At 70.3% G+C, this 13,109-nt stretch carries 7 protein-coding genes; 5 read left to right on the top strand and 2 right to left on the bottom strand.

The features are described from left to right. Positions 1-537 precede the first annotated feature (537 nt). Positions 538-2,634, bottom strand: coding sequence for a glycosyltransferase (locus tag J2Y70_RS12190; RefSeq protein WP_309917758.1), 2,097 nt, complete (start codon positions 2,632-2,634; stop codon positions 538-540). Positions 2,635-2,727: 93 nt separating this feature from the next. Here J2Y70_RS12190 and mrcB point away from each other — a divergent pair, with 93 nt between their 5' ends. From mrcB to J2Y70_RS12215, 5 genes are all read left to right on the top strand, one after another. Next, a complete protein-coding gene (mrcB, locus tag J2Y70_RS12195) occupies positions 2,728-5,178 on the top strand; it encodes a penicillin-binding protein 1B (protein ID WP_309917760.1) in 2,451 nt (816 codons plus the stop codon). Between the two features lie 16 nt (positions 5,179-5,194). Further along, entirely contained in the window at positions 5,195-5,713 is a 519-nt protein-coding gene (locus tag J2Y70_RS12200) for a tetratricopeptide repeat protein (protein WP_263395370.1), read from the top strand. Positions 5,714-5,891: 178 nt separating this feature from the next. Further along, complete coding sequence (locus J2Y70_RS12205) at positions 5,892-7,919, top strand: ATP-dependent DNA helicase (RefSeq protein WP_309917764.1); 2,028 nt, start codon at positions 5,892-5,894, stop codon at positions 7,917-7,919. Between the two features lie 133 nt (positions 7,920-8,052). Beyond that, complete coding sequence (gene tsaB / locus J2Y70_RS12210; protein WP_309917767.1) at positions 8,053-8,754, top strand: tRNA (adenosine(37)-N6)-threonylcarbamoyltransferase complex dimerization subunit type 1 TsaB; 702 nt, start codon at positions 8,053-8,055, stop codon at positions 8,752-8,754. Continuing rightward, positions 8,751-9,668, top strand: coding sequence for an ADP-ribosylglycohydrolase family protein (locus J2Y70_RS12215; RefSeq protein ID WP_309917770.1), 918 nt, complete (start codon positions 8,751-8,753; stop codon positions 9,666-9,668). Before tsaB ends, J2Y70_RS12215 begins: the two co-directional genes overlap by 4 nt. 58 nt (positions 9,669-9,726) lie before the next feature. Here the strand turns inward: J2Y70_RS12215 and J2Y70_RS12220 are convergent, their stop codons facing one another. Beyond that, a complete protein-coding gene (locus J2Y70_RS12220) occupies positions 9,727-12,717 on the bottom strand; it encodes a TonB-dependent receptor (RefSeq protein WP_309917773.1) in 2,991 nt (996 codons plus the stop codon). Positions 12,718-13,109: the final 392 nt, after the last annotated feature.

Here is a 13,109-nt window from a genome sequence, read left to right on the forward strand (position 1 = left end):
AGTGGCCGACGCCGTGGCAGTTCCGAACTTCGCTCGTCGCGACTGAAGTCGCTCCCACAAGAGGCTCGCGGCCAGCGTGCTGGGTGCACTGTAGGGGGGGCTCAAGTCAGGGCAGTGGCCGACGCCGTGGCAGTTCCGAACTTCGCTCGTCGCGACTGAAGTCGCTCCCACAAGAGGCTCGCGGCCAGCGTGCTGGGTGCACTGTAGGAAGAGCTCAGCCCCGGCAGTGGTCGCAGCTGTCGTAGTTTCCGGCTTCGTTCGTCGCGGCTGAAGCCGCTCCTGCACGGGCTTGCGGCGAGCTTGCCGGGTGCACTGTAAAAGGGCTTAGCCCTGACAGTAGGCGAGGCCTTGGTAGTTTTCGGCTTCGCTCATCGCGGCTGAAGCCGCTCCTACAGGGGACTTGCGGCGAGCTTGTCGAGTGCACTGTGGGAGGGGCTTCAGCCCCGACGCGATACGGCTGGGCGGCGATCGGTCATTCGGGCCGCTCCGAGCCGCTGCATCTGCGCTGCCGGCAGCGGCCGCCAACTCCACAAAGCCCTAGTCGAGAAACACCTGTCGCACCGTGGCGCGTGCGGCATCCAGCGAGAAGTGGGTGGCGATGTTGCGCAGGCCATTGCCCGCCAGCGTGTTCCACAGCGCCTCGTCGGTGTACAACTGCGCCAGCGCGGCGACGAACTGCGGTGCGGTTTCGGCGATCAGCACGTCTTCGCCGTGGCGCAGGTGCATGCCTTCCACCGCGCACGGGGTGGCCACCACCGGCTGGCCGTGGGCCATGCTCAGGTTGACCTTGCCCTTGACCCCGGCGCCGAAGCGCAGCGGCGCCACCGCGATGCGGATGTCGTCCATGTACGGGACGATGTCCGGTACGTGGCCGAGCAGCTCCACCCCGGGCGTGGCCGCGCCGAGGCGGCGGATGTCCTCGGGCATGTCGGCGCCGATGCAGTGGAAGCGCAGTTCCGGCAGCAGCGCGCGCAGCGGCGGAAACACCTCCTGCAGGAACCAGCGCATCGCGTCGACGTTGGGCGCATGGCGGAAGCCGCCGACGAACACCAGGTCGCGGCGCTGCGCCCACGGCAGGCCCGGTCCGGCGACCTCGTGCAGGTTGGAGATCAGCGCGGTGCGCACCTGCGGCGCTTCGCGCTGCAACTGCGCGCGTTCGACCTCGCTGACCAGCACGGTGACATCGACCTGGGCCATCACCTCCAGTTCGCGCGCGCGGGTGCGTTCGGCCTCGCGCAGCAGGCGCGCGTCGCCGGCCAGCTCGGCGCCGCGGCGCTCGCGCAGGTAGTGCAGGTCGACGGTGTCGAACAGCCGCCGCGCCTGCGGCGCGAAGCGGCGCAGCAGCGGCAGGCAGGCGTGGGCGACGTGATGACGCACCAGCAGCACGGCGTGGAAGCGCGCGCCATGCTCCTGCAGGAATCCGCTCAGGCTCTTCAGGTACGGCGCGTACCACACCTCCACGCCGAGCCGCTGCAGCGCCTCGCTGTGGCGGCTGGCGTATTCGCGGCCGCTGGGCACCAGCACCACGTGCGCGCCTTCCTGCAGCAGCAGACGGATCAGGTTGAGCTGGCGCAGCGAGGCCGAGTCGCGGTCCGGTTGCGGCAGCGCCTCGTCGATGATCAGTACCTGGCGCTGGTGCCGGTGCAACAGCGCCGGTGTCGGCGTGGTACCCGGCGCCGGCTGCTGCGCCAGCACGCCGGCCCATTTGTCGGCGAACACGCCGCGGTTGCGCACCTGGTAGGCCTTGATCCCGCTGCCGGTATCGGTGCCGTTGCTGGTGCCTTCGTCGTGCACCACCTGGCTCGCCGGCTGCAGCAGGGTGCGCAGTCCAGCGTCGCGCACGGCGAAGGCGAGGTCGGTGTCTTCGTAGTAGGCCGGCATGTAGCGCGTGTCGAAGCCGCCCAGCGCCAGGAAGCGTGCGCGTTCGATCGCCAGCGCCGCGCCGGCGCCGTAGTCGATGTCGCGCAGGTAGGCGTAGCGCGGGTCGTCCGGCGATTCGAAGCGGCCGTAGCTCCAGGCGCTGCCGTCGGCGAAGACCACGCCGCCGGCTTCCTGCAGGCGCCCGTCCGGGTACAGCAGTTGCGCGGTGACCAGGCCGGCCTGCGGCACCTGCGCGAAGGTGTCCAGCAGGGCGTCCAGCCAGCCCGGCTGCGGCACCGTGTCGTTGTTGAGGAACACCAGGTACTTGCCGCGCGCGCGCGCCGCGCCGTCGTTGCAGGTGGCGATGAAGCCGCCGTTCTGGCTGCGCACGTGGTAGTGCAGGCCCTGGATCTGCGGTAGCCACTGCACGGTCTCGTCGCTGCTGCCGTCGTCGATCACCAGGATCTCGCAGGCCGCCGCCGGCGGGTGCGCGGCCAGCGCGCGCAGGCAGGCCAGGGTGTGCGCGATGTGGTTGTAGACCGGGATCACGATGCTCGCCAGCGGCGCGTCGCTGGCCGGCACCGCGAATGGCGCGAACGGCCGCGGCGCGACCGCGAACAGCGCGCGCCGCGGCGGCGGCAACGGCTGCGCATGCACACGCAGGCGCTGCCAGGTGCTGCGCCAGCCGCGCGTGCGCAGGCTGGCCAGGCCGCGCCGGAGCAGGCCGGTCAGGCGGTTCAGGGCGTAGCGCAGGTTCGCCCAGGACATCGACATCCGTTGCAACTCCAGCTTAAACAAAAGGGGACCCGCGCCGCGCTGCCTGCTGGCCTGCGCTAGACTCGCCGGAATTTACATTCTCGCATCCCCGTGCCACGACGCTACGACGACAACGACACCGACGATCAGGACACCGACGATCTCGACAGCGGCGCCTCGCCCTGGCGCCGGCGCCTGCTCACCTGGGGGCTGGCCGCGGCCGCGCTGGGCCTGGGCTTCCTGATCCCGTACACGGTCTATCTGAACAAGCAGGTGACGCAGCGCTTCGGCGAACTGCGCTGGCAGATTCCGACCCGGGTCTACGCACGGCCGCTGGCGCTGGCGCCGGACACGGCGATGGACGCGCAGACGCTGAAGACCGAACTGGACGCGGCCAGCTACCGCGAGGACGCCGGCGCGCAGCGCCCCGGCAGCTACCAGCAGGACGGCAACCGCTTCGTCATCGCCAGCCGCGGCTACGTCGACGTGGACGGCCGGGTCGCGCCCAAGCGGGTGGAAGTGAGCCTGTCCGGCGGCCGCGTGGCGGCGCTGCGCGATGCGCAGACGCGCAAGTCGCTGACCGCCGCACGGCTGGATCCGGCGCGCATCGCCACGTTGTACGGGCAGAAGCAGGAAGAGCGGCGGCTGGTGCGGGTGGACGAAGTGCCCGAGCTGCTGGTCACCGGATTGCAGGCGGTGGAAGACCGCGACTTCAACTACCACCACGGCATCGACCTCAGCGGCATGGTGCGCGCGGCATGGGTGATGGTGCGCTCCGGCGGCAAGAGCCGGCAGGGCGCCAGCACCCTGACCCAGCAGCTGGCGCGCAGCGGCCTGCTCGGCATCGGCAAGGAGCAGACGCTCACCCGCAAGTTCAACGAGATCCTGTACGCGCTGATCATGGAGGCGCGCTACGACAAGCGCACCATCCTGGAGGCCTATCTGAACCAGGTGTACCTGGGCCAGCGCGGCAGCCAGGCGATCCACGGCGTGGCCTCGGGCGCGGAATTCTGGTTCGGGCGCGAGCTGGACGCGCTGCCGCCGGAACAGGTGGCGCTGCTGATCGGCCTGGTCAAGGGACCGTCCTACTACGATCCGCGCCGCTATCCCGAGCGCGCGCTGGACCGGCGCAATTTCGTGCTCGGCAAGCTGCGCCAGAGCGAACTGATCGACGAGCCCACCTACCGCCAGGCGCTGGCCGCGCCGCTGGGCGTGCCGGCCAATCCGGGGCTGGTCGCGGCCAACCGCTTCCCGGCGTACGTGGACCTGGTGCGCCGCCAGCTGGCGCGCGACTACCCGGAAAGCGCGCTGCAGGGCGCCGGGCTGAGCGTGCTGACCGGCATGTCGCCGTCGGCGCAGGCCTATGCCGAAGGCGCGGTGACCCGCACCCTCAAATCGCTGGAGAGCAACAAGAAGCGGCCGCCGCTGCAGGCCGGCCTGGTGCTGACCGATACCCACAACGGCGACGTGCTGGCGGTGGTCGGCAGCCGCGACGTGTCGCAGCCCGGCTTCAACCGCGCGATCGAAGCGCAGCGCCAGGTCGGCTCGCTGCTCAAGCCGTTCGTGTACCTGCTGGCGCTGGCGCAGCCGGACCGCTATTCGCTGGCCAGTTGGGTCGACGATTCGCCGGTGACGGTGCAGCTCAGCCGCGGCAAGCGCTGGACCCCGGGCAATTCGGACAACCGCAGCCACGGCACGGTGCGCCTGGTCGATGCGCTGGCGCATTCGTACAACCAGGCCACGGTGCGGATCGGCATGCAGGTCGGGCCGGAGCGGGTGGCGCAGCTGGTCAAGGTGCTGGCCGGGCTCGAGGCCGAGGTCAATCCCTCGCTGATCCTGGGCGCGACCGACCAGAGCCCGTACGCGATGACCCAGCTGTACCAGTTCCTCGCTTCCGGCGGCGAGATCCAGCCGCTGCACGCGGTGCGCGGTGTGCTCGATCCGCAGGGCAAGCTGCTCAAGCGTTACGACAAGGCGCCGGCGCCGGCGCAGGAAGGCGATTCGGTCGCCGCCAACCTGGTCGGGCTGGCGCTGCAGCAGGTGGTCAGCAACGGCACTGCGCGGCAGCTGCTCGGCGACGGCCTGGGCAAGCTGTCCCCGGCCGGCAAGACCGGCACCAGCAACGATGGGGTGGACAGCTGGTACGCCGGCTACACCGGCGATCACCTGGCGGTGATCTGGATCGGCAATGACCAGAACAAGCAGACCGGCCTGTACGGCGCCACCGGCGCGATGCGGGTGTGGTCGGGCATCTTCGCGCGGCTGCCGAGCTCGCCGCTGAAGGTGCAGGGCAAGGGCATCGACTGGCAGTGGATGGACCCGGCCGGCAGCAACAGCACCGACCCCGGTTGCCCCGGCGCGCGCCAGTTCCCGTTCGTGGTCGGCTTCGCCCCGGCGTACGCGCCATGCGCGCCGCCGCAGGCGCTGCCCGAGGAGGGGCAACCGGCCGACGGCGAGAGCCAGGGCCAGGGCCAGGGCGGCGGCTGGCGCAGCTGGTTCGGCCTGGACAAGAAGAAGGAAACGCCGCCCGCCGACGCGGCGTCCACACCGCCAGCGCAATGATCCACGGATGCCTGCCATGACCCGATACGCCCCCGCCATCGCCGCCCTCAGCCTGCTGCTGGCCTCCTGCGTCAGCGCGCCGCCACCGCCGCCACCGCCGCCGGTGGACACCACCACGCCGGCACAGCGCGTCGCCGCGATCGAAGCCAGCGGCGGCGTCGACGACACCGAACTGAGCGTGCAGCCGCTGCGCGATCCGCAGGTCGAGGACCTGCGCGACGGCGCCAAGCGCAAACGCGCGGCCGGCGACCTGGCCGGCGCCGCGGCGGCACTGGACCAGGCCCTGCAACTGGTGCCGGAAGACCCGGCGCTGCTGCAGGACCGCGCCGAACTGGCCTTGCTGCTGAAGGACGACGCACAGGCCGAGGCCTTCGCCAAGCGCGCCATCGACCTGGGCTCGCAGACCGGCCCGCTGTGCCGCCGGCACTGGGCCACGATCGAGCAATCGCGCCTGGCCCGCGGGCAGAAGGAGAACGCGGCGTCCGCGCATGCGCAGATCGAACGTTGCACGGTGGCGGGGGTGAAGCGGTATTGATCCAGAGCCGGGATTTGGGATTCGGGATTGGGGATTCGGTAAAAGCCGCGGCTGACCAGTTGTTGCGGATGATCCGTATCGCTGTGGTGCCCTCCATCTTCGGCGCGCACGCGTAGTTAGCGAACCGACGCGCCGCTTTTGCGAATCCCCAATCCCGAATCCCCAATCCCGCCCCCCAATGTCCCTCAGCCACGCCAGCACCGAAGCGCTCAGCGAAGGCGGTGCGCTTGCCCGCCAGCTCGATGCGTTCGTGCCGCGCGCGGCGCAGTTGCGCTTGACCGCGGCCATCGCCGAGGCGTTCGAGCAGCGCGACGTGTTGCTGGCCGAGGCCGGGACCGGCACCGGCAAGACCTATGCCTACCTGGTGCCGGCGCTGCTGTCGGGATTGAAGACCATCGTCTCCACCGGCACCCGCGCGCTGCAGGACCAGCTCTACCACCGCGACCTGCCGCGGGTGCGCGCGGCGCTGGGTGTGGGCCTCAACAGCGCGCTGCTGAAGGGCCGCGCCAACTATCTGTGCAAGTACCGGCTGGAGCAGGCCAAGGGCGAGCCGCGCTTCACCGCGCGCGAGCAGATCGCGCAGTTCCAGCGCATCGTCGCCTGGGGCGGGCGCACCCGTTTCGGCGACATCGCCGAACTGGAGGCGCTGCCCGACGATTCGCCGTTGCTGCCGATGGTCACCTCGACGATGGACAACTGCCTCGGCACCGAATGCCCGTTCTGGAGCGAGTGCTTCGTGGTGCAGGCGCGGCAGCGCGCGCAGGCCGCCGACGTGGTGGTGGTCAACCACCATCTGCTGCTGGCCGACCTGGCGCTGAAGCAGGAGGGCTTCGGCGAGATCCTGCCCGGCGCGCAGGCCTTCGTCATCGACGAGGCGCACCAGCTGCCGGAACTGGCGGCGAACTTCTTCGGCGAGAGCTTCGGCATGCGCCCGCTGCAGGAACTGGCGCGCGACTGCCTGGCCGAGAGCCGCCACGTCGCCGGCGCGCTGGCCAGCCTGCAGGCGCCGGTGCAGGCGCTGGAACAGGCCTTGCGCGAACTGCGCGCCGCGATGGAAGGGCTGCCCACCCGCGGCACGCAATGGCGCTTGCTGGCCAAGCCGCAGGTGCGCGACGGCTTCGACGCGCTGCTGGCGGAACTGGCGCGGCTGCAGGAGAGCCTGGCGGTGCTGCGCGAGGCCTCGCCCGGCTTCGACGCCTGCGCCGCGCGCGCGCAGGAGATGCGCGCGCGGCTGGGCCACTGGCTCGGCGACGATGCGCCGATCCCGGATTTCGAGGCCGAGCCGGCGCCGCCGTCCAACGACGTGCTGTGGTACGAACTGAGCGCGCGCGGCTTCCGCTGCCAGCGCACGCCGCTGGACGTGTCCGGCCCGCTGCGCATGCATCGCGAGAAATCGCACGCGGCCTGGGTGTTCACCTCGGCGACACTGGCGGTGAAGGGCGATTTCGAGCACATCGCCACGCGCCTGGGGCTGAGCGATCCGATGACCTTGCTGCAGCCCAGTCCGTTCGACTGGGCGCGGCAGGCGCTGTGCTACCTGCCGGCGCTGCCGGACCCGAACGCGCGCGGCTTCGGCACCGCGCTGATCGCCGCGCTGCATCCGGTGTTGCAGGCTTCGCAGGGCCGTGCCTTCCTGCTCTTCGCCTCGCACCGCGCGCTGCGCGAGGCCGCCGAGGCGCTGCGCGACGTGCCGTGGCCGCTGTTCGTGCAGGGCGAGGCGCCGCGCGCGACCTTGCTGCAACGCTTCCGCGAGTCCGGCAACGGCGTGCTGCTCGGCTCGGCCAGCTTCCGCGAAGGCGTGGACGTGGTCGGCGACGCGCTGAGCGTGGTGGTGATCGACAAGCTGCCGTTCGCCGCCCCGGACGATCCGGTGTTCGAAGCGCGGCTGGACGCGATCCGCCGCGACGGCGGCAACCCGTTCCGCGACGAACAGCTGCCGCAGGCGGTGATCGCGCTGAAGCAGGGCGTGGGCCGGCTGATCCGCAGCGAGACCGACCGCGGCGTGCTGGTGCTGTGCGACCCGCGGCTGCTGTCCAAGTCCTACGGCCGTACCTTCCTGGAGTCGCTGCCGCCGTTCGCGCGGACCCGCGATGTGGAGGAGGTGCGGGCGTTTTTTGCCTCGGGACTCGGGACTGGGGACTCGGGACTCGAAGCGTCGGGACTCGGGACCGGGGACTCGGGACTCGAAGAAGCGGAGGCGCGCTGATGTTCGCTCGCCGCCACGGCCTTCGGTCTGGGAGCCTCCGGATGTGCGCTCGTCCAGGTGCCGATGAGGCGATGGATGCTAGGCTTTCCGCCTTTCCGGGTCCCCAGTCCCGAGTCCCCAGTCCCGGCCCCCAATGAACATCCTCGCCTTCGAAACCGCCACAGAAGCCCTCTCCGTCGCCGTGCATGTCGATGGCAAGGTCCTGGAGCGTTTCGAACTCGCGCCGCGCCGGCATGCCGAGCTGGCGCTGCCGTGGGCCGAGCAGTTGCTGGCCGAGGCCGGCATCGCCCGCAGCCAACTCGATGCGATCGCCTTCGGCCGCGGCCCCGGCGCGTTCACCGGCGTGCGCCTGGCGATCGCGCTGGCGCAGGGCATCGCGCTGGCGCTGGACCTGCCGGTGCTGCCGGTGTCCACCCTGCACGCGCTGGCCTTGCGCGCGCCGGCCGACGCACCGCACGTGCTGGCCGCGATCGATGCGCGCATGGGCGAAATCTACGCGGCGACCTTCGTGCGCGACGCCGACGGCCTGCACGCGCTGACGCCGGAGCAGGTGCTGGTGCCGGACGCGTTCGTGCTGCCCGATGCAGACGCGCACTGGCACGGCGTCGGCACCGGGCTGGCGGCGATCGACGGCACGTTGCAGCGGCGCCTGGGCGCGCAGTTGCGCAGCGTCGATGCGCAGGCGCTGCCGCATGCCGCCGACGTGCTGACCCTGGCGCTGGCCGCCTATGCGCGCAGCGAAGCGATCGCCCCGGAACGCGCCGAACCGGCCTACCTGCGCGACAACGTCGCGCTGACCCTGGCCGAGCAGCAGGCGCAGCGCGCCGCGCGATGACCACGGCCGAAGACGAGCGCGCGCGTTTCCGCGGCTGCCTGCTGGGCCTGGCCGTGGGCGATGCGCTGGGGACCACGCTGGAATTCAAGGCGCCGGGCAGCTTTGTGCCGATCGACGACATGATCGGCGGCGGTCCGTTCGATCTGCAGCCGGGGCAGTGGACCGACGACACCTCGATGGCGCTGTGCCTGGCGCACAGCCTGCTGTACCGCGAAGGCTTCGATGCCGCGGACCAGATGAACCGCTATTGCAACTGGTACCGCCATGGCTACCTCAGCAGCACCGGCGCCTGCTTCGACATCGGCAACACCGTGCGCCAGGCGCTGGAGCGCTACCTGGAAGGGGAAGGGGCCTTTAGCGGCAGCGACGATCCGCGCTCGGCCGGCAACGGCTCGCTGATGCGGCTGGCGCCGGTGGCGATGTACTACGCGCATCGCCCCGAAGTGCTGGCCGAACGCGCGGCGGACAGTTCGCGCACCACGCATGCCGCCGCCGAGGCGCTGGATGCCTGCCGGCTGTTTGCCTTGCAGTTGCGCACCGCGCTTGTTGGCGGCAATCGGACGCAGGTGCTGCACGCGCAGGATGTGGCGTTGGAGACGCCGGCGCTGCGCGCACTGGCGGTGCGCGACCACGCTACGGTGCCGGCGGCGCACATCCGCGGCACCGGCTATGTGGTCGACGCCCTGTCGGCGGCGCTGTGGTGTTTCGCGACGACCGACAGTTTCGCCGATGCGGTCTTGCGTGCAGCCAATCTCGGCGACGACGCCGATACCACCGCGGCGATCTGCGGCCAGCTTGCCGGCGCGTTCTACGGCATCGACGGCATCCCCGCCGCCTGGCGCGCGCGCGTGCAGGATGCGGCGGAGATCGTCGCGCTGGCCGATCGCCTGCACCAGGCCAGCGCAGCGGAATAGCAGCGGGCAGGGAAGGCCGGCCGTCCCTGGCCGGCCCTCCCGCACACCGCCAGCGCGGTCAGTAGTCGTAGCTGACGCTCAACCGCATCGAGCGCGGTGCCTGGCGCAGCAACGCCGCGCCGTACACGGGATCGCTGTTGCCCGGGTCCGTTTCCGAATACGGGTACTTCCACAGCGTGGCCTGGCCGTTGAAGGCGTTGAACACGTCCAGGTTGAAGGCCAGCTTGTGATCCGCGTACGCCGGCCGCCACGACACGCCTAGATCGAGCTGCTTCAGCCACGGCAGGCGGCCCTGGCTGCCCGGAGGGGCCGCTTCGCCCTGGTAGTAGTGGTAGGCGATGCCGTAGCCGGACGGATCGCTCTGGTCGGCGCCGTACGAGCCGAGCGCACTGAACGGCGTGCCGGACATCAGTTTGAGGTTGGCCGACACCAGCCATTCGGGCGTGAACTGGTAATAGCCGTAGAACTTGAACTGGTGGGTGTGGTCGTTGCTCTGCGGGCCGTTGGTGTGTTCCATCAGCTGCGCGTAGTCCCAGGCCTGGGTGGTGGAGACGGCGGTCTGGCCGATGCCCGACAGCAGCTGGCCCTCGGTGGTGCCGTAGCTGCGCGACCAGGTGTAGTCGACGCGGCCGTACCAGCGCTGGTCGAACGGGTGCTCCAGCGACAGGTTGAGCCCGTAGTAGTTGCGCTTGAACTTGGGAAAGCCGAGTTCGGCATTGCTCAGCGGCACGCTGACGTAGTTGCCCGAGGTGTCGACCAGGGTGAAGGTGTTGGACTTGCCCGGATTGATCAGCCAGCAGCTGACCGGGTTGCTGGCCAGGGTCACCGCATGCCCTTGCGCCGCCGCGGCGGCGAACACGGTGTCGCTGTCGCAGTAGTCGTCCACGCCGCTGCGCAGCACGCGGTAGGTGGCCTTGGCGCCGTACACCCAGCTATCGCCCCAGGCCTTGGTGAAGCCTAGGATGAACTCGTCCTGGAACGAGGGCTTGATGCCCTGCGTGGCCACGGTCTTCGGATCGGGCAGGATGCCGTAGTTGTTGTTGGAGGACACCGCGTCGGAGATCTGGGTCAGGTCGGTCGGATAGCCGTTGCCGTCGATGCCGCCGTAGGTGTAGTAGGTCGAGGTCGCCAGCGTCGCGCCGGCGGCATTGAACGCCGGGTTGAGCGGCAGCGCCAGGTAATAGCGGCCGGCGTTGCCGTACACCTTGAAGCGCGCGTCGCCGTCGACGTCCCAGCTGAAGCCCAGGCGCGGCGCCCACTGCCCGCTGGTCTGCTTGATGTAGGCGTCGCCGTCGCGGTTGTAGTTGGTGAACTGGTCCAGGCGCAGGCCGAGGCTGAGCAGGAAGCGCTCGCTCACCTGCCAGTTGTCCTCGATGTATTGCGCGCGCTGCGCCGCGCGGACCGAGGCCAGCGCGCTGTAGACGTACCTGCGCACGTAGTAGCCGTCTTCGCCGTTGGCGTAGCCGCCGGTGGCCGGCACGCCGAGGCCGGTGTTGATCGGTACGTTCGGATTGGACTGGCCGTAGATCCACTGGTAGCCATCGGCCGAGGCCACCGAGCCGCGGTTGAGCGCGCGCGCGTTCTGGTTGTCGATGCCGATGGTGATGCTGTGTTCGCCGATGACGTAGTTCAGGTCCAGGCGCAGGTTGTCGGTGCGGTTGCCGCGGTCCGGATCGACCAGCAGCGCGGTGGTCTGTGCGTTGGTGATCGGGGTGCCGCCGGTGTAGGCCGGGTTCTGGAACGCGGCGTCGTCGACGTAGGTCAGCGCGCCGCTGTAGTTGGGGTTGCCGACGTAGTCGTCGGTGCGCTGCTTGCCGTACTGGGCGCTGAAGGTCAGGCGGTCGGTGAGGTAGCCGGTGTACTTGGCGGTCCACAGGTCGCCGCCGGTCTTGGTGGTGTCGGCGCTGCCGCGGCGCGCGCCGATGTCGTAGCCGCTGTAGTCGTAGTAGCTGCCGCGGGTGATGTAGCGGCTGGAGGCGCCGGTGATCTCCAGCAACTGGTTGTCGCTGATGTTCCAGTCGAGCTTGGCGTACCAGCTCGGCCGCCGGTAGTCGTAGTCGTAGTAGCCGGTGTTGTTCTCCCGGGAACCGTAGAACCTGTCTCCGTCCTGCCGCTGCAGTTCGTAGGAACCGAAGAAGAACAGCTTGTCCTGGAGCAACGGGCCGCCCGCGTACACGCTCTGCGTGCTGAGCGTGGCGCTGCTCTTGCTGTCCGGCCGGTACAGGGTGCCGTCGCCGGGCGCGTAGACGTCCTTCTGCGAAGTGCGCAGGCCGTCGGGTTCCCAGGTCGCCTGGCCGCCGAAATGCCATTCGTTGCTGCCGCGCTTGCCGACCGCGTTGATCACGCCGCCATCGGAGCGGCCGTACTTGGCGCTGTAGCCGCCGGTGTAGACCTCCAACTGGTCGATGCTGCCGTAGGGCAGGGTCAGCCCGCCCAGTCCGCGTAGCGGGTCGGTGGTGTTGAAGCCGTTGATGTAATAGGCGTTCTCGGCGGCCGACGAGCCGCCGAAGCTGAGCAGCTGCGCGCCGGTCGGGCCGATGTAGGTGCCGCTGCCGCTGTTGCCGGACACGCCGGGCGCCAGCTGCGCGATCGCCTCGGCCGAGCGCCCCAGCGGCAGCCGCTGCAGCTGTTCGGCGTCGATCACGGTGCGCGAGTCGACGCTGCTGACGTCGATCGCCGCGGCGGCGCGGTCGGCGCTGACGTTGACCCCGGTCAGGCTGGTGACCGCGGCGAAGGAGACGTCGGTGACCGCGCCGACGGTCAGGCCCACGCCCTCGCGGCTGCCGAGCACGGCGTCGTCGGCGCCCTTGGCGACGATGGTGTAGGTGCCCAGCGGCAACTGGCCGATGCTGTAGCGGCCGCGCGCATCGACCGCGACTTCGCGGCTGAGGCCGCTGTCGCTGCGCACCTGCACGCGTTGCGCGTTGGCCGGCGCCTGACCGGCGACGGCGCCGGTGGTGGACTGGGCCAGGGCGGGCGGCGCAGCGAGGGCGGCGCCCAGCGCCAGCGCGAGCAGGGCGGGCCTGCGAAGAAGGGAATGCTTTTTCATGGAGGAGGCGGCTCGGGTGGTGGGGGCGGGGACGCACCACGCCGGCTTCCGATCCACTCATCCTTGGTGATGCGGTGTACGCGGTAACGTTCCCCGCCACCATTAACCTTAATGCGACGCCTATTCAGAAATGCCGCGTGGTTATGTCGGCGGCACCAATCGTTATCTCTGCGGTTGCTGCGGCGCCTGCCGACACACGGCGCGCCCTGCGTCTCCCTTCTCCCTGCGGGAGAAGGTGCCCCGCAGGGGCGGATGAGGGTACGGGCGAAGCCTGGGGAGTTTGGCGACGCCAGGCTGTCGGTGCCGACGTACCCTCACCCCAACCCCTCTCCCAGCGGGAGAGGGGCTCGATCTGTCCCTTCTCCCTGCGGGAGAAGGTGCCCCGAAGGGGC

Origin of the sequence: Xanthomonas sp. 1678 (genome assembly GCF_031455575.1) — a bacterium.
Taxonomy (GTDB): domain Bacteria; phylum Pseudomonadota; class Gammaproteobacteria; order Xanthomonadales; family Xanthomonadaceae; genus Xanthomonas_A.

Excerpts from the sequence above, each read along its gene's own strand:
- J2Y70_RS12190 (WP_309917758.1), bottom strand. The coding sequence starts at position 2,634 with ATGTCGATGTCCTGGGCGAACCTGCGCTACGCCCTGAACCGCCTGACC.
- J2Y70_RS12200 (WP_263395370.1), top strand. The coding sequence starts at position 5,195 with ATGACCCGATACGCCCCCGCCATCGCCGCCCTCAGCCTGCTGCTGGCC.
- J2Y70_RS12205 (WP_309917764.1), top strand. The coding sequence starts at position 5,892 with ATGTCCCTCAGCCACGCCAGCACCGAAGCGCTCAGCGAAGGCGGTGCG.
- tsaB (WP_309917767.1), top strand. The coding sequence starts at position 8,053 with ATGAACATCCTCGCCTTCGAAACCGCCACAGAAGCCCTCTCCGTCGCC.
- J2Y70_RS12215 (WP_309917770.1), top strand. The coding sequence starts at position 8,751 with ATGACCACGGCCGAAGACGAGCGCGCGCGTTTCCGCGGCTGCCTGCTG.
- J2Y70_RS12220 (WP_309917773.1), bottom strand. The coding sequence starts at position 12,717 with ATGAAAAAGCATTCCCTTCTTCGCAGGCCCGCCCTGCTCGCGCTGGCG.